16 protein-coding genes are annotated in these 14,770 nt (G+C 54.3%); 4 read left to right on the top strand and 12 right to left on the bottom strand.

The window, feature by feature from the left end; translation table 11 throughout:
* Positions 1-106 precede the first annotated feature (106 nt).
* Positions 107-1,486 carry an adenylosuccinate lyase gene (gene purB / locus HCR00_RS06460; RefSeq protein WP_167143833.1) on the top strand — a complete coding sequence of 460 codons (1,380 nt, stop codon included), beginning with the start codon at positions 107-109 and terminating at the stop codon, positions 1,484-1,486.
* Here the strand turns inward: purB and HCR00_RS06455 are convergent.
* The 8 genes from HCR00_RS06455 to HCR00_RS06420 all read right to left on the bottom strand — a co-directional run bounded on the left by HCR00_RS06455 (position 1,483) and on the right by HCR00_RS06420 (position 7,970).
* The gene (locus tag HCR00_RS06455) at positions 1,483-1,770 is read right to left on the bottom strand and encodes an ABC transporter ATP-binding protein (protein WP_166987788.1); all 288 of its coding nucleotides are present in this window, start codon (positions 1,768-1,770) and stop codon (positions 1,483-1,485) included. The genes purB and HCR00_RS06455 overlap by 4 nt on opposite strands.
* 86 nt (positions 1,771-1,856) lie before the next feature.
* Positions 1,857-2,411 carry a hypothetical protein gene (locus tag HCR00_RS06450; RefSeq protein WP_167143830.1) on the bottom strand — a complete coding sequence of 185 codons (555 nt, stop codon included), beginning with the start codon at positions 2,409-2,411 and terminating at the stop codon, positions 1,857-1,859.
* 113 nt (positions 2,412-2,524) lie between these two features.
* Positions 2,525-3,826 (bottom strand): replicative DNA helicase, encoded by a 1,302-nt coding sequence (gene dnaB / locus HCR00_RS06445; protein WP_243854587.1) that lies wholly within the window; start codon positions 3,824-3,826, stop codon positions 2,525-2,527.
* Positions 3,827-4,621: 795 nt separating this feature from the next.
* Entirely contained in the window at positions 4,622-5,071 is a 450-nt protein-coding gene (gene rplI / locus HCR00_RS06440) for a 50S ribosomal protein L9 (RefSeq protein WP_166987794.1), read from the bottom strand.
* An 11-nt stretch (positions 5,072-5,082) separates the two neighbouring features.
* Positions 5,083-5,340 (bottom strand): 30S ribosomal protein S18, encoded by a 258-nt coding sequence (rpsR, locus tag HCR00_RS06435; protein WP_166987797.1) that lies wholly within the window; start codon positions 5,338-5,340, stop codon positions 5,083-5,085.
* Positions 5,341-5,430: 90 nt separating this feature from the next.
* On the bottom strand, positions 5,431-6,021 hold the full coding sequence (gene ssb / locus HCR00_RS06430) for a single-stranded DNA-binding protein (RefSeq protein ID WP_166987800.1): 591 nt from the start codon (positions 6,019-6,021) through the stop codon (positions 5,431-5,433).
* 3 nt (positions 6,022-6,024) lie between these two features.
* The gene (gene rpsF / locus HCR00_RS06425) at positions 6,025-6,384 is read right to left on the bottom strand and encodes a 30S ribosomal protein S6 (protein WP_243854582.1); all 360 of its coding nucleotides are present in this window, start codon (positions 6,382-6,384) and stop codon (positions 6,025-6,027) included.
* A gap of 152 nt (positions 6,385-6,536) precedes the next feature.
* The gene (locus tag HCR00_RS06420) at positions 6,537-7,970 is read right to left on the bottom strand and encodes a CCA tRNA nucleotidyltransferase (protein WP_167143826.1); all 1,434 of its coding nucleotides are present in this window, start codon (positions 7,968-7,970) and stop codon (positions 6,537-6,539) included.
* A 59-nt stretch (positions 7,971-8,029) separates the two neighbouring features.
* Here HCR00_RS06420 and HCR00_RS06415 point away from each other — a divergent pair, with 59 nt between their 5' ends.
* The 3 genes from HCR00_RS06415 to trxA all read left to right on the top strand — a co-directional run bounded on the left by HCR00_RS06415 (position 8,030) and on the right by trxA (position 11,581).
* Positions 8,030-10,177 carry a DUF6049 family protein gene (locus tag HCR00_RS06415; protein ID WP_167143823.1) on the top strand — a complete coding sequence of 716 codons (2,148 nt, stop codon included), beginning with the start codon at positions 8,030-8,032 and terminating at the stop codon, positions 10,175-10,177.
* Between the two features lie 90 nt (positions 10,178-10,267).
* Entirely contained in the window at positions 10,268-11,209 is a 942-nt protein-coding gene (gene trxB, locus HCR00_RS06410) for a thioredoxin-disulfide reductase (protein ID WP_167143820.1), read from the top strand.
* Between the two features lie 48 nt (positions 11,210-11,257).
* Positions 11,258-11,581 (top strand): thioredoxin, encoded by a 324-nt coding sequence (trxA, locus tag HCR00_RS06405; protein WP_167143817.1) that lies wholly within the window; start codon positions 11,258-11,260, stop codon positions 11,579-11,581.
* A 94-nt stretch (positions 11,582-11,675) separates the two neighbouring features.
* On the opposite strand, the gene HCR00_RS06400 is transcribed toward trxA, so the two are convergent.
* The 4 genes from HCR00_RS06400 to rsmG all read right to left on the bottom strand — a co-directional run bounded on the left by HCR00_RS06400 (position 11,676) and on the right by rsmG (position 14,769).
* Positions 11,676-11,999, bottom strand: a complete 324-nt coding sequence (locus HCR00_RS06400; RefSeq protein WP_167143814.1) for an LPXTG cell wall anchor domain-containing protein — start codon at positions 11,997-11,999, stop codon at positions 11,676-11,678.
* A 17-nt stretch (positions 12,000-12,016) separates the two neighbouring features.
* Complete coding sequence (locus HCR00_RS06395; RefSeq protein ID WP_166987815.1) at positions 12,017-13,114, bottom strand: ParB/RepB/Spo0J family partition protein; 1,098 nt, start codon at positions 13,112-13,114, stop codon at positions 12,017-12,019.
* Entirely contained in the window at positions 13,115-14,026 is a 912-nt protein-coding gene (locus HCR00_RS06390; RefSeq protein WP_167143811.1) for a ParA family protein, read from the bottom strand. It lies immediately after the preceding gene.
* 110 nt (positions 14,027-14,136) lie between these two features.
* On the bottom strand, positions 14,137-14,769 hold the full coding sequence (gene rsmG / locus HCR00_RS06385; RefSeq protein WP_167143807.1) for a 16S rRNA (guanine(527)-N(7))-methyltransferase RsmG: 633 nt from the start codon (positions 14,767-14,769) through the stop codon (positions 14,137-14,139).
* Position 14,770: the final 1 nt, after the last annotated feature.

The following is a 14,770-nucleotide window of genomic DNA, read 5'->3' as shown; positions in this document are numbered from 1 at the left end:
CGCGGCCGCACGGCCACGCTTTACCGGCTTCTGCAAGAGGTTTGAGTGTGCCTAAGCAAATAGGGAACAATAGATTTAGAAACCTGCATCCAGCTCGGAGGAACCGATGTCACTTTTGCCACCTCAGCCCATCAGCCCGCTCGACGGCCGCTATCGCAAGCCTGTTAATGAGCTCGGAGACTATCTAAGCGAAGCCGGGCTCAACCGGGCGCGTGTGCACATCGAGGTTGAGTGGATCGCGCATCTCACTAAGCGCTCAATGTTCGGGTCTAAACCACTGTCTGACGCGCAACTTACAGAGCTTCGTGACTGGGCAGCAAACTTTGGCGAGACAGAGATTGCGCGCCTTGCAGAGATTGAGGCAACCACTCAGCATGATGTGAAGGCGGTTGAGTATCTTGTGCGTGAGCAGCTCACACGTCAGGGTCTCGATAGCATCGCTGAACTCACCCACATCTGCTGCACTAGCGAAGATATCAACAATCTGTCTTACGCTCTCACAGTGAAAAACGCTGTTGAAAAAGTGTGGCGCCCAAAACTTGCGGCGGTAATTACAGAACTTACTTCGCAGGCACAGAAATATCAGGATCTAGCAATGATGAGCCGCACACACGGCCAGCCTGCGACACCAACAACTCTGGGCAAAGAGCTTGCGGTGTTCGTGCACCGCTTACAGCGTCAGCTGCGGCAGATAGATGCAATTGAGTATCTCGGCAAATTCAGTGGCGCAACAGGCACCTTTGCGGCGCACATTAGCGCTGATCCGCAAGCAAATTGGCAGAAGATCGGGCAGAGCTTCGTTGAGAGTCTGGGATTGACTTTTAACCCGCTCACAACCCAGATTGAGTCACACGACTGGCAAGCAGAGCTGTACGACCGTGTTGTGCACGCAAACCGGATCCTGCACAACCTCGCAACAGACATCTGGAGCTACATTTCAATCGGATACTTCCGCCAAATACCGGTGGCGGGCGCAACCGGGTCATCAACCATGCCGCACAAGGTCAACCCGATCCGCTTCGAAAATGCTGAAGCAAACCTAGAGCTCTCAAACGCTGTGCTTGGCTCTCTCGCCGAAACCCTGGTGACCAGTCGCTGGCAGCGCGATCTGACAGACTCCTCAGCACAGCGCAATATCGGAGTCGGTTTCGGGCACTCCGTGCTCGCCCTCGACAATGTGCTGCGCGGGCTCAATCAGATTGACGCGGCAGCTGACACTATCGCAGCAGATTTGGATGCAAACTGGGAGGTGCTTGCTGAGGCGATCCAGACCGTGATTCGCGCTGAGGTCACCGCCGGCCGCTCTGAAATCACCGATCCGTACGCGGCTCTTAAGGAGTTGACGCGCGGGCGTCGTATCGGGCAGGCTGAACTCCAGGAGTTCGTCAGCGGTCTAGACATCGGCGAAGAGGCGAAAGAGCGACTGCTGCAGCTTACGCCAGCTGCCTACACGGGTATCGCTAGCACCCTGGTCGATCTAATTTAGTCGTGGTGGCCCGAGCCCTCGTTGCGGTGCATCTCTTCGAGGGCTTTGCGGGCAAGCTCATCTTCAGCGTTTGGCTTCGCAGACAGCCCAAGCAGTGCGACAACCATTAGGGTCACTATAAATGTGGCGATAAACGTCACCGGCACAAGCATGCGGAAATCTTTTGTTGCCATAGCAACAACAGCCGAGGCAAACACGGCAATAATCGCGGAGAAAACGAGTAGCTCAACCGGTTTTAGGCGGTCGCGCTTGCTCGGTTCGACCGGCTGCTGTTGCTTAGACATTAAAAATTCTCCCGTTTTGCTTTAAGCAGTTTCGTTAACAGTCTCTAACTCACTGTGTTTGATTGTGATACAGGCCTAACTGCGCGTTACTTGGCGTTTCGCCCGTGGTCAAATGCGGCAATCATGCCGAAAATACCTATAACAACAGTGTACGCCCCAAACAGACCGATTGCTGCAATCGCATCGGCACGTACCAAAAACACCGCCAGTGTTGCAAGCAGAGTGAACACTGTCGCAACACGCAGTTCTTTTACCGGGGTCGCTGCATCTTTAAGCAGCGCAAGCACACGCACCACAGTCATACCGGCCAGCCAGATTAATAGCCCCGTGGTAACTGACACAACGGTGCCACCAAGAATTAGCAGGGTCAGAGCGGCCACCAGGTCTACCGCGATGCTTAAGCCGATAAGGGCAAACCCACCCGCTTTCGCACGGCGGTTTAGCATCAGCTGCCCGGCCCGCGCAAGAGAGAAGATAATAAAAGAGCCAAGCAGCAGCACAACATCAAAAGCTAGGTTGTTGTGCAACTGTGCTGTGAAGAGCACCACCAATGCAGCGGTGATATAGGCGGCAGAAATGGTCGTCTGCCCGAGGTTGATTTTGCCGCGGGTTTCATGCTTAATTTTTGATGATGCAGTCAATCTCTCTCCACACTATTCTGCGCAAACCGTCAAGCTATCCTACCGCTCGGGGCTGTGAGCGCAAGAGCGATGTTTCACGTGAAACATTAGCGGTTTAAGCATCGCACACAGCATTAAGCCATATCACGGAAGCGTGAATACATTCCCTGGAACGCAACTGTAATCGTGCCTGTTGGGCCGTTGCGCTGCTTTGCCAGTATGAGATCTGCCTCGCCCGCTCTTGGATTATCCGGCTCTGAAGAGGTGTCGCGGTGCAGCAGAATTACCATGTCGGCATCCTGCTCGAGGGAGCCTGACTCGCGCAGGTCGCTCATTGCCGGCATCTTGTCTGCGCGCTGCTCTGAGGCACGGTTCAGCTGCGAGAGCGCCACAACCGGCACATCAAGCTCTTTTGCAAGCAGCTTCAGCGAGCGTGAGAACTCACTCACCTCCTGCTGCCGACTCTCGACGCGCTGCCCGCTGCTCAACAATTGCAGATAATCGATCACAACCATGCCGAGGTTATTGCGCTCTTTTAAGCGGCGGCATTTTGCGCGCACTTCCACCAGTGTCATATTTGGTGAGTCGTCGATAAAAAGTGGTGCCTCGTTAATTTTTGCCTGCGTCTGCGCGAGGCGGCTCCAGTTGTCATCGTCAAGGTCACCCCGTGTAAGCACCCCCATAGGGATGCTCGACTCTGCCGCAATAAGACGGGTTGCGATCTCTGTGCGAGTCATTTCAAGAGAGAAGAACACAGTTGTTGTGTTGCTCTTGATGGCGGCGGCACGGGCAACATCTAACGCCAGAGTTGACTTACCCATCGCTGGTCGCGCAGCGATAATAATCATCTGCCCACCGCGAAAACCGTTTGTTTTTTCGTCTAGCTCACGAAACCCTGTGCTCACGCCTCGCAGCCCGTCGGGCATGCTCTGCGCTTTCGCAATCTCATTAACAGCGTCAGTCACCGCCTCACTAAGCGGCACGTAGTCTGCGCTCTTATCGTCACCCATGACGTTAAAGACTTCTTGCTCTGCCTGACTGACAAGATCTTTTGCGTCTCCCTGACCGCGGTAGCCCATCTCAGTGATGCGCGAGCCAGCGGTGACCAGACGGCGCAAAAGAGCCTTTTCAACGACAATCTGCGCATAAGATTCGACGGCTGCGGTGCGCGGTGGCACCGATGTGAGCGACTGAATGTAATCTTCCCCGCCCGCACGCTGCAGATCACCTTTTTTATGCAGCATCGCCGGCACACTGACCGGATCGACCGCCTCGCCGAGTGAGTAGAGACTGAGGATCGTATCGAACAGCACCTCATGCTTGCCGACAAAAAAATCACTGCCGCGTAAAATTCCGGTGACTGTTGCCAATGCGTCACCCGACAGCAGCATTGAGCCGAGCACGGCCTGTTCGGCTCGCATATCGTACGGTGGCATGGTGATTGGGCCACCAGCTTGGTTTGGGGTTGGATCAGACTGCCAGGCATCTGCAGCTGGCAGCTCCCAATTGCTCGCGTCACTCATGCGGTTCTCCAAATCGAATAAGCAGCCTGTGAATAAGTACTACCAAGGAGACTACCTCAGGGGTGTATGAGTTTATCCCTGCTTTATCGTAATGCGCCGTTGAAAACGGGGCAATTCACAATTTTCAAGTTGTGGATAACTCTGTTAATAACAGGCGCAAAACGCCGTAAAGTTATCCACATTAATGTTGAGAAATTGTGAATACCGCCTTGTAGTAAATAATTTTTATCCCTCTGACCAGGTATTTATATAAACTTCTAAAGATATTTATATCAACCTTAAGCCTTAACTTTAGACTTGCATTTTTTATGTGCGTGTGGAAAATTTACAGCACCGGCCCACACTTGCGTGAATTTCCCAAAAACGTAAAAAATGCCAGCAAATCACGCTCTTTGTGGTTTTCCACATAGAGCGCAGCACCTGTGGAAAACTTTGCCAGCACCCACTCTCTTGGGAAAGCGAATCGTAAATCTCCAAATTTTAAACCGCCGCAGTCTTTGAAATTTGACCTCACAGAATCCCCTCTAAAGCGCTTTTGCTGCCCTCTTGGTGTAATTGGTCATCGAGAGTCACAAACCCGCGTTAAACGCCGTTTATCGTAAAAGCACTCACCGAAATAACAAAAACCCGCCTCAAGATGTGAGTATCACACCTTAAGGCGGGTCAAATTTGCAGTAGTCCGGTCTCGCTATTTACGAGACAAGAAACCTACTTCGCTGAGATAACCTGCAGAGTGACGTTAGCGTCAACACCGTCGTGCAGATGAATAACAGCCTTGTGGTCGCCGGTTGACTTAATTGACGGAACGGTGATCTTCCGCTTATCAACCTCGCCGATACCAGCTTCAGCAACCGCATCAGCTACATTAGCCGGACGGATTGAGCCGAAGAGACGGCCACCTGTGCCGGTCTTAACGTAAATGCGAATCTTCTCTGCTTCAAGCTTCTGCTTCAGCGCTTCTGCTTCTTCAACTGAAGCAATCGCGCGTGCTTCACGAGCCTTGCGCAGCTGGTCAACCTGCGCCTGGCCACCGCGGGTCCAGTTCACAGCAAAACCCTGTGGAACGAGATAGTTACGTGCGTAGCCGTTCTTTACCTCTACTACATCGCCTGCTGATCCGAGGCCCTGCACCTCATTGGTAAGAATGATCTTAGCCATGATATTCCTCCTTAGCGGCCTGAGCCTGAGTAAGGAAGCAGAGCCATCTCGCGGGCATTCTTAATTGCCTTCGCGATGAGACGCTGTTCCTGAACTGAAACACCGGTGATGCGGCGTGAACGAATCTTGCCACGCTCAGAGATGAACTTACGCAGAGTAGCGACATCCTTGTAGTCGATTACTCCAACGGTCTGCTTCTTAGCGGGTGCGATAGGCTTTGCTGCCTTACCGCGGCCCTTGCGACCTGCGCCGCTTGCCTTGCCTGCCATAATTTTTCCTTAAAGTTTAGAATCTACGAGCTGCCGAGCAGCCCGCGGTGAATTTATCTCTCTAGTTTTGAACGAGCACTTTCGCGAGCACTAGAAGGTGCCCGCTGCGCCCCACGGATCCTGGTTTGCTCCACCGGCTGCGGTGTCGCCACCGGCAGCGCTGTTGCCAGCATCTGCCCACGGATCCTGCTGCGCACCACCAGCATTACCCCACGGGGTTTGCTGCGCGGTATCGCCGCCTGCGGCGCTGCCCCAAGCTGACTGTGCCTGCTGCCCGTTAAACCCGCCCTGCGAGCTGCCAAAGCCACCCTGGCCGCGTGCAGCACTGCGAGTAACCTGCGCAGTTGCAAACCGCAACTCAGGGCCGATTGCATCTACGTTCAGGTCGAGGCTGGTGCGCTGCTGCCCCTGGTTATCGGTGTAGCTGCGCTGGGAAAGCTGCCCCTGCACAATAACTCGGGTGCCCTTGGTTAGGGTGCTGGCGATATTCTCAGCCAGCGTGCCAAATGCACGGCAACCCAACCAGAGCGCTTCACCGTCAACCCATTTCCCGGTATTGCGGTCTCTGGTTTGTGGGGTTGATGCAATACGGAAGGTAACCCACGGATTGCCTGACTGCGAAGTGCGCAACTCAGGGTCGGCCACTAGGTTGCCGACGACAGTGATAATTGGCTCGTTCATTTGTTATGCGCCTGCTTTTGCAGCGCGAGCGGCCTTTGCCTGCTCACGGCGGTTTGCTTCAGCCTTCTGCGCAATTAGTTCGTCTGTGCGCAACACCTTGGTGCGCATCACAGACTCTGAAAGATTCAACTGACGATCAAGCTCAGCGGTTGCTGCAGGGGTTGCGTTGAAGTTAGCTACAACGTAAATACCCTCAGACTGCTTCTTGATCTCGTATGCGAGACGACGCTTACCCCAGTAATCAACGCCCACAATCTCGCCACCGTCTGCGGTAACTACAGAAAGGAACTTCTCGATTGATGGCTGCACAGTGCGCTCATCGGTGCGGGGATCGAGAATCACCATTAGTTCATATGGATGCACTATTGACCCACCTCCTTCGGACTCTACGGCCACGGGATTTCCGTGACAGGAGGGCAAAATGTGCCTTATTGCCAGTTCAGACAGAACAGGCAACCTTATTACTCTATCAGGTTGTGCGCGCTGAGATAAATCTGGTTTTTAAACTGCGCTCGCTAACGCAGTTTTGCCTGCTCCGGCTCGTTCCACCAGGCAAGGAGACGGCGGGTTGCTTCCTCTTCGCCCAGCTCGCCCTCCTCAAGCCGAATTTCAAGCAGATACCTATACGCAGCGCCCACCGCACGACCCGGTTTAATTTCTAACAGCTGCATTATCTGCTCACCGTCCAAATCGGGGCGGATCGCCGCAAGCTCCTCCGCTTCGGCTAACTCTGCAATGCGGCGCTCAATCTCGTCATAGGCTGCCGCCAAGCGACGTGCCTTTTTCTGGTTTCGTGTTGTGACATCAGCGCGGGTCAGAATATGCAGCTGCTCCAGCTGCTCGCCCGCATCCCGCACGTAGCGTCGCACGGCTGAGTCTGTCCATGTGCCCTCGCTGTATCCGAAAAATCGCATGTGCAGCTCGATCAAACGAGCAACCTGCTTCACGGTGTCATTATCGAAACGCAGCTCTTTCAACCGTTTTTTAGCGAGTTTTGCGCCCACAACGTCGTGGTTATAAAACGTCACTGCGCCACGCTCAAAGCGTCGCGTGGCCGGTTTTCCAATATCGTGTAAAAGCGCGGCGATCCTTAAGGGCACATCGACCGCCTCAAACCGCACCCGCTCTAGGGCAATCGCCTGCTCAAGCACTGTCAGACTGTGTTCGTACACATCTTTATGCCGTTTGTGCTCATCCTGCGCCAACTGCAGCGCCGGCAGCTCAGGCAGAAACAGCTCCATCAGACCGGCAGCTACTAAAATACGCAAGCCCCGGATGGGCTGGTCACAGGAAATAAGCTTCACAAACTCATCACGGATCCGTTCCGCTGAAATAATTTCTAGTCGGTGCGCATACTCCGCGAGCGCGGCGGTAACACGGTCGGCGAGATTAAATTTAAGCTGCGCCGCAAACCGTGCCGCACGCAGCATGCGCAGTGGATCATCTGTGAATGACTGATCGGGCGTGCTTGGGGTGTCGAGCACGCCCTCCATGAGGTGCGTAATGCCGTTCGCAACGTCAACGATGCGCCGTTCGGGGAGCATAAACGCGAGGGCGTTCACGGTGAAGTCGCGGCGCACGAGATCATCTTCAATCGTGTCGCCAAAAGTAACCTCTGGTTTGCGCGAATCATCACGGTATATTTCAGCGCGGTAGGTTGTGATCTCAACGGTTTCACCCGCAACGCGCGCAGCAATTGTGCCGTATTCACGCCCTACATCCCAAGTTTTGTTGGCTACTGCAGCAACAATTTCACGCGTTTTATCCGGCAGCGCGTTGGTTGTGAAGTCAAGGTCGGTAACCGGCCTGCCAAGCATTGCGTCACGCACCGGGCCACCCACTAGTGCCAGTTCGTATCCCGCTTTAGAAAAGGCGTCAGCCAGAAGTTGCACCGGTTCAGAGTCGGCAATCTGGTGCAGTTCGAACATGGCTTCAGCAATTGGACGCATGAGTTCTAGGTTACCGCGCTCAGGTTTCCTAAAAGTGCTGCTCGCGTAGAATACGAAACATGATTAGGTGGGTGCGGGGTGGTAGCGCTCTGCGTTTTAGTGCAGCCCTTGCGGCCTTTTGTCTCGCATTTACTGCGCTCACTCCCGCCGCTAACGCAACAGTTTTCACCTCTGAGAGCGATGTTAAAACATCAAATCTGGCGTTAGAAATCGCGCACCGCACCGCGCAGCCGCAGAACACAGACGATGATCTGCGCTTGGATCTGCGGGTTAGCAACACCGGTTCAGCTTTTCAGCAGCCGAGCAGTGTTGAGCTTTTTCTTGAAACAGGTGAGCGTGCATCTCGTGCTGCGCTGACGGCCGCTCTGCCCGCAGAGTTTACGAACGGTGAGCCGATCCCGGAAGGGTATCTCCCGCTGGGTTCACACAGCATTGCGGAGTTGCGAGAGGGCGCTCACCTCACCACACAGCTTGAAATCGACAACAGTGTTTTTCGTGCAGCTTTAAGCGAGGGCAACCACAAGCGACCGACTGTGTATCGTTTGGTTGCGCGGCTCACCGCACACGATGGCACAGTGACAGTGGCAACACACCCGCTGCTTATTGCACCTCGCGCAGCAGAGATAGCTAATACAGCAGAGGCACCTAATACGGCTGCAACTCCCGCCGCAGAAGAGACCGCAGCTGGTGAGGGGGAGCAAACAGTGGGGGAGGCGCCCAATTTAAGCATTGTTGTGCCAATTATCTACCCCAGCAATATTGCGACCCTCCCAACAGAAGATGATCTCGCATTAGTTTTTGAACCGAGCGCGCCCCTGCCGCAGCTGTTAACCACCGCAGAGCAATTGGGTGCGACTTTAGCGGTGGATCCTCGAATTTTTGTGGGCATCCGAGCACTCGGTGCGGCAGCTCCAGCAGCGGCAACAGACTTTCTGACACGCCTCGAAAACACCGCACTGGAAACATATATTCTGCCCTGGGGAGACACCGATTTAGCGGCGCAGCAGCTGTTACAGCTCGCCTCTCCGCTAACGGCGACGGGCGCTAGTTTCATCACTAAAGACGGGATTTTTCCGGGTTCGGCACCAACACTAGACGAACTCGAAACCTGGGAGGCACCGCAGCTTGCCTGGTTTGCCGCAGGTAGCGCAAGCTCTGCTGCGGTCGGTTACGCAGCAACACACGGTTTTCCGCACGTCCTTGCATCAAGCAGTGACCTGCTAATGAGTGACACTGCGGTGCGCTCACAACTAAAAACCGGCAGCGCCACCGCCTATGACGAAACACTCGCTGGTTATGCCGCCGCAGCAACCGCCGCAGCTGACTCTTTTGACCGCAACCTTGCATTAACTGAGTTACTTGCAGGGCTCACTACGGCAGACAGCACCGATGAGCCGCTTGTGCTCACACTGGATCGCACGCAGCTAACAGACAATAGTCGCGGTGTTGCGCTGCTCAAAACCCTGCTCACTGCTGGCTATCTGGACACGACCAACCTCGAAGCGCAAGTAAGCGGTGTCGGTCAATACACACACGATACAGCGGTCATTGACGACGAGTTAGAAAAACGCCTAGCGGCGCTAGATGAGGCGCTGCAGCGCGAAGCTGAAGTAACCGCTGGGAAGGAAGCGCTCCTTAACCCAGAGCAGCTCGTAGACTATCAACGCGCGCGACTTCTTGCGCTTTTTGGCATGAAGCAGGTGGGCACAGAAACACCGTTCCTAAATCTTGCAAGCGGCTTTGCCGATCGCGATGAACTGCTTACACGCGGAGTCCATTTAGTTGCGGCGCCACAGCTACAGCTGTTTGGATCCTCAGCAAACGTGCCGGTGCAGGTGCGCAACAATCTGCCTTTTACAGCGCAGGTTACTGTGCGGGCGCACCCCACCTCAGCAGCGATCTCAATTGCTCCCGAAGACACAGAACATAAAGCTGTCACCGTTATGCCGGGGGAGACAGTCACCCTCACCGTGCCCATCTCAAGCCGAGTTTCAAGCGCCGACACCGGGCTTACAGTGCGCATCAGTGACACGACCGGAGAGCAGGGTCTCGGGCGCATAGTGATCCCAATCCGCCTCTCAACAAATGTCGAAATTATCGGTTTGAGCCTCGTGGGTGTTCTAGCCCTTGGGCTTATTACATTCGGTATCGTTCGCTCCGTCAGACAACACCGTGCCGGTCTGCGCCGCACACTACGCCCGAATTGAAGTGTCGCAAACGCCTTAGACAGCTTATCCTGACAGAGGAATAAAGAATACTCCGGTAGCGTTGGTTATGTCACAAGGCAAGGAGATACATTGACCAAGCACAACGTAGCAATTATTGGCTCAGGCCCAGCCGGTCTTACCGCGGCAATCTACACCGCCCGTGCGGGTCTTAAACCTGTTCTGTTCGCTAGCTCCGTGTCACCGGGTGGTGACCTGATGAACACCACTGAGGTTGAGAACTTTCCCGGCTTCCCGAATGGCGTGCAGGGCCCAGAGCTCATGGCGCAAATGCAGGAACAGGCTGAAAAGTTTGGCACCCAGGTGCGCTACGAGGATGTCGACAAACTCGCACTTGATGGCGAGACCAAGGTTATTACGACCGCTGACGGCACCGCCCATGAGGCTGCGACCGTTATCTTTGCAACAGGTTCCGCCTACCGCAAGCTAGGGGTGCCGGGTGAAGATAAACTCTCCGGTCACGGTGTTTCTTGGTGCGCCACCTGCGATGGTTTCTTTTTCCGTGACAAGGTTGTGGCGGTCGTCGGTGGCGGCGATTCTGCAGTTGAGGAAGCAACCTTCCTAACCCGCTTTGCATCTAAGGTGTATCTGATTCACCGCCGCAACGAGCTGCGCGCCTCAAAAACCATGCAGGATCGCGCTTTCAACGATCCAAAAATTGAGTTCGTGTGGAACACCGAGGTGGTTGAAGCTGTTGGCTCTGACGAGCTTAAGGCGCTCAATTTGCGCAACCTTGAGAGCGGCGAAACAAGCACGCTCGAGGTAGACGGATTATTCGTCGCGATCGGCTCTGATCCACGCACTCACCTTATTCACAATCAACTGGAACTCACCGCAGAGGGCACCATTGCCGTGCAGGGGCGCACCTCGAAGACCAGCGTTGCCGGAGTTTTTGCAGCGGGTGATGTGATCGACCCGAGCTATCGTCAGGCAATCACAGCCGCTGGCAGTGGCTGTGTTGCGGCGATCGATGTCGAGCACTATCTCGCAAATCTCACAGATAAGGCTGCATAAGTAAACCAAAAATAAATGTTTCACGTGAAACATTTCAAGGAGGACACAATGTCAAATGCAATTACAGTGACCGAAGACAGCTTCCAGAGCGATGTGCTCGAGTCGGATATTCCAGTTCTGGTTGACTTCTGGGCGGCGTGGTGCGGGCCATGCCGTATGGTGGCTCCTGTGCTCGATGAAATCGCTGCAGAGCAGGAGGGCAAGCTGCGCGTTGCAAAGGTAAACGTAGACGAGAATCCGAACCTTGTTGCACAGTTCAGAATCACCTCTATCCCTGCTATGAAGGTGTTTAAAAACGGCGAAGAGGTGCGTGAGTTGATCGGCGCTATGCCAAAGCAGATGATTGAGCAGCACCTTGAGGGCATTATTTAATTAGCCTGCATACTTCGTTCTGTAAAATGAACACAAGAGCCGGGCCCGGTTAATACTAGGGCCCGGCTCTTCTTGTCTCTCACCGTTAATCTAATTAGTCTTTGGTGAATTTGCTCGGATCGTCGTCAATCGCATCCGGATCGATTATGCGCTCGGTATTGGAGTCGTCAGAGACCGCAGCTGCGCTGCTGCCAGCAGCGGTGACCTCAGCATCTGCGGGAGCACCTGCAGCGCCTCCTGCGTCTGCTGCTGCGGCACCTGCTGCATCAGCATCGTCATCAGCATCGCGTTTGCGGCGCTTTGCGGCAAGCAGCAATAGCAGCACTGCCAGACCGACAAGAATAACCGCCGCAATAACAATACCGGCAATCTGAGCGCCTGTCTGCGCAAGCGCCTGAGTTAGAGTTTGGAAAGTCATATTTTCTCCTCGTTGGATTAGTCAGCGCCGAGAGCCTTCAAGAGACGCTGAAGGTCTGCAAACGTCTCCCATTTGAAAACGATTCGGCCGTTCTTTGCGCCCATATTGATTTCGACGGCGGTTTCATAGAGTTCTTGTAGTTGCTTGGATGCTGCACCAAAATTGTTAATACCGCCGGTGCGCACCTTTGCCTTGCCTGGCGCCTTTAACTTTGCGGCATAGCTCTCAGCGGCACGCACGTTCATATCTTCGGCAATAATTTTGTCGGAGAACTTCTCCATCGCCTCTGTGTCGCGCAGAGAGAGGATCGCACGAGCATGCCCTGCGCTGTGTCGTCCGTCTGCAACACGCACCTGGATAGACTCTGGCAGGCGCAATAGACGCAGTGTGTTTGCTATCTGCGGCCGCGACCGGCCGATTTTTGCCGCAAGCTGCTCTTGGGTGATACCGAAGTCGCTCATTAACTGCTGATACGCCGATGCTTCCTCAAGCGGATTCAGATCTGCGCGATGCAGATTCTCAAGCAGAGCGTCGCGCAGCATGTCTTCATCTGCTGTCGAACGCACAATAGCTGGGATCGTTTTTAAGCCTGCCCGCCCGCTCGCGCGGAAACGTCGCTCACCCATGATGAGCTCATAGCGTGGCTGCCCAATCGGTGGTTGCGGCTCGATGGCGCGCACAACAACAGGTTGAAACACACCAAATTCTTTGATGCTGTGCGCAAGTTCTTTTAGCGCTTCTTCATCAAACTCGGTGCGCGGGTTTACACGGTTTGGAGTGATGTCGGTCAGCGCAAGTTCGGTGAGCTGCGCACCCGGCACAGTCTTTAGTGACTGCTGTGCTTTTGCCTCGGGCGCTGTGTCGTCGATCGTGCGCCCGGCAGCGCTAACCGCCTGCGCGTGTTGCGACTTCGCATTGCTGAGATACCCCGTCACACCGGTTTTCTCATCAGCCTCACCAGACTGTTGTAGTTGGCTTGCAACAGAGTCTGCAGTTGCAGCCGCTGTGCCGCCAGCTGAAGGAAAGAAAACATCAACTGGGCGATCAGCGCCAGCCGGTGCCTGGGGGATAAGCGCGCCAATCCCACGACCCAAACCACTGCGTTTTTTAGCCATTTAGTGACCCTCTTTCTCTTCGACTGGGGTTGGTTCAGACGACTCTGCAAAGCGTTCAGCTATTTCGTGCGCAGCTTCCAGGTATGCAAGAGCGCCAATATTGTTGCCGTCATAATTGTGCACGGTCTGGCTAAAGCTCGGCGCTTCAGCCACCCGCACAGAACGTGGTATGACCGTATGCAGTGTCTGCTTGGGGAAGTGCTCACGCACCTCTGCGGCAACCTCTGCAGAGAGATTTGTGCGTGTTGCATACATGGTCAACAAAATTGTTGAAAGCTCAAGTCGTGGGTTTAAATGACTCTTGATCAATTGAATATTGTTGATGAGCTGCGACAGGCCCTCCAGTGCGTAATACTCGCACTGAATCGGGATCAAAACCTCTGTTGCCGCTACAAAAGCGTTGATTGTTAACAGCCCGAGTGAGGGAGGGCAGTCAATAATCACATAATGGAACGGGTCTGTTTGCTCTGTCAGATAGGTGTGCAGGGCATTAGCTAAACGATATTCACGCTGTTCAAGACCGACCAGCTCGATTTCAGCACCGGCAAGGTGGATGGTTGACGGCACACAAAGTAAGTTTTCGTGATCTGTGCTCGGCTGCACAACATCGGACATTTCAGCGTCGCCGATTAATACTTCGTAAATACTTGACGTATCTGGCATATGCGCAACGCCGAGGGCGGTAGAAGCATTTCCCTGTGGATCAAGGTCAATCACCAGCACACGCGCCCCGCGACGAGCAAGCGCACCAGCTAAATTAACGGCTGAGGTGGTTTTACCCACGCCACCCTTTTGATTAGAGACCGTGAAAACCCGCACTTGATCTGGCAGAGGAGTCGCCACTTTTGCCAAATAGCGCTTGCGACGCAGCTTCTCAGCAATCTCATTTGCTAACGGGGTATCGAGCGACATCTTCCCTATCTAACTTCAGAATTTTAGTGAATAAATACTCCTCCAAGCATAGCGATAACCACTATGAATTTATCTCGGAGTTACGCACACTAATCTGCTGAACAAACGGTTTAACGCGCTACTGTGCCGCGGAAAACTCGGGTCGGTTCTGTAATTTCCTGACCCAGCACATGCACCTCATAGTTGCGCACCCGTGCTCGCTGCAGTTGTTTCTGAGCAGCCGCAATCTCAGCGTCAATTCCTTGGCCCTTCAGAAACAGCATTTCGCCGCCGTTTTCCAATAGCGGAGCAGTGATCGGAAGCAGCTTACGGAGTGCGGTAACAGCGCGCGCAGTAACCTGCTGCACCTCAAAAGCACCGTGATATTCTTCAGCTCGCCCGCGCAGCACCTCAACATTATCCAGTCGTAGGTTAGTGCGCTGTTCATGCAACCACGCGCACCGGCGCTCCATCGGTTCAATTAACCGAATCTGCACGTCTGGACGCAGCGCGGCGAGCACGATCCCCGGAAACCCTCCGCCGGAACCAATATCGGCGAGTGTTCCGTTCTCCCGCAGCAACGGTGCGAGCAGCGCAGAGTTAATAATGTGCCTTGTCCAGAGTCTCGCCGGCTCTAACGGCCCAATTAACCCCAGCAGTTCGCCACGATTAAAAAGATCTGCCGCAAATTCACGCAGTTTATCGGCGTGGGCACCAGCTAAATCGTCAAGAAACTCCGGCTCTTGTTCTCGTACTTCAGTCATT

Origin of the sequence: Canibacter zhoujuaniae, assembly GCF_011752005.1 — a bacterium.
GTDB lineage: Bacteria > Actinomycetota > Actinomycetes > Actinomycetales > Microbacteriaceae > Canibacter > Canibacter zhoujuaniae.
This window is presented reverse-complemented; position numbering and strand designations above follow the sequence as displayed.

What these genes read in the sequence shown, in the direction of transcription:
- purB (WP_167143833.1), top strand. Translation starts at nt 107, where the DNA reads ATGTCACTTTTGCCACCTCAGCCCATCAGCCCGCTCGACGGCCGCTAT.
- HCR00_RS06455 (WP_166987788.1), bottom strand. Translation starts at nt 1,770, where the DNA reads ATGTCTAAGCAACAGCAGCCGGTCGAACCGAGCAAGCGCGACCGCCTA.
- dnaB (WP_243854587.1), bottom strand. Translation starts at nt 3,826, where the DNA reads ATGCCACCGTACGATATGCGAGCCGAACAGGCCGTGCTCGGCTCAATG.
- rplI (WP_166987794.1), bottom strand. Translation starts at nt 5,071, where the DNA reads ATGGCTAAGATCATTCTTACCAATGAGGTGCAGGGCCTCGGATCAGCA.
- rpsR (WP_166987797.1), bottom strand. Translation starts at nt 5,340, where the DNA reads ATGGCAGGCAAGGCAAGCGGCGCAGGTCGCAAGGGCCGCGGTAAGGCA.
- ssb (WP_166987800.1), bottom strand. Translation starts at nt 6,021, where the DNA reads ATGAACGAGCCAATTATCACTGTCGTCGGCAACCTAGTGGCCGACCCT.
- HCR00_RS06420 (WP_167143826.1), bottom strand. Translation starts at nt 7,970, where the DNA reads ATGCGTCCAATTGCTGAAGCCATGTTCGAACTGCACCAGATTGCCGAC.
- HCR00_RS06415 (WP_167143823.1), top strand. Translation starts at nt 8,030, where the DNA reads ATGATTAGGTGGGTGCGGGGTGGTAGCGCTCTGCGTTTTAGTGCAGCC.
- trxA (WP_167143817.1), top strand. Translation starts at nt 11,258, where the DNA reads ATGTCAAATGCAATTACAGTGACCGAAGACAGCTTCCAGAGCGATGTG.
- HCR00_RS06400 (WP_167143814.1), bottom strand. Translation starts at nt 11,999, where the DNA reads ATGACTTTCCAAACTCTAACTCAGGCGCTTGCGCAGACAGGCGCTCAG.
- HCR00_RS06395 (WP_166987815.1), bottom strand. Translation starts at nt 13,114, where the DNA reads ATGGCTAAAAAACGCAGTGGTTTGGGTCGTGGGATTGGCGCGCTTATC.
- HCR00_RS06390 (WP_167143811.1), bottom strand. Translation starts at nt 14,026, where the DNA reads ATGTCGCTCGATACCCCGTTAGCAAATGAGATTGCTGAGAAGCTGCGT.
- rsmG (WP_167143807.1), bottom strand. Translation starts at nt 14,769, where the DNA reads ATGACTGAAGTACGAGAACAAGAGCCGGAGTTTCTTGACGATTTAGCT.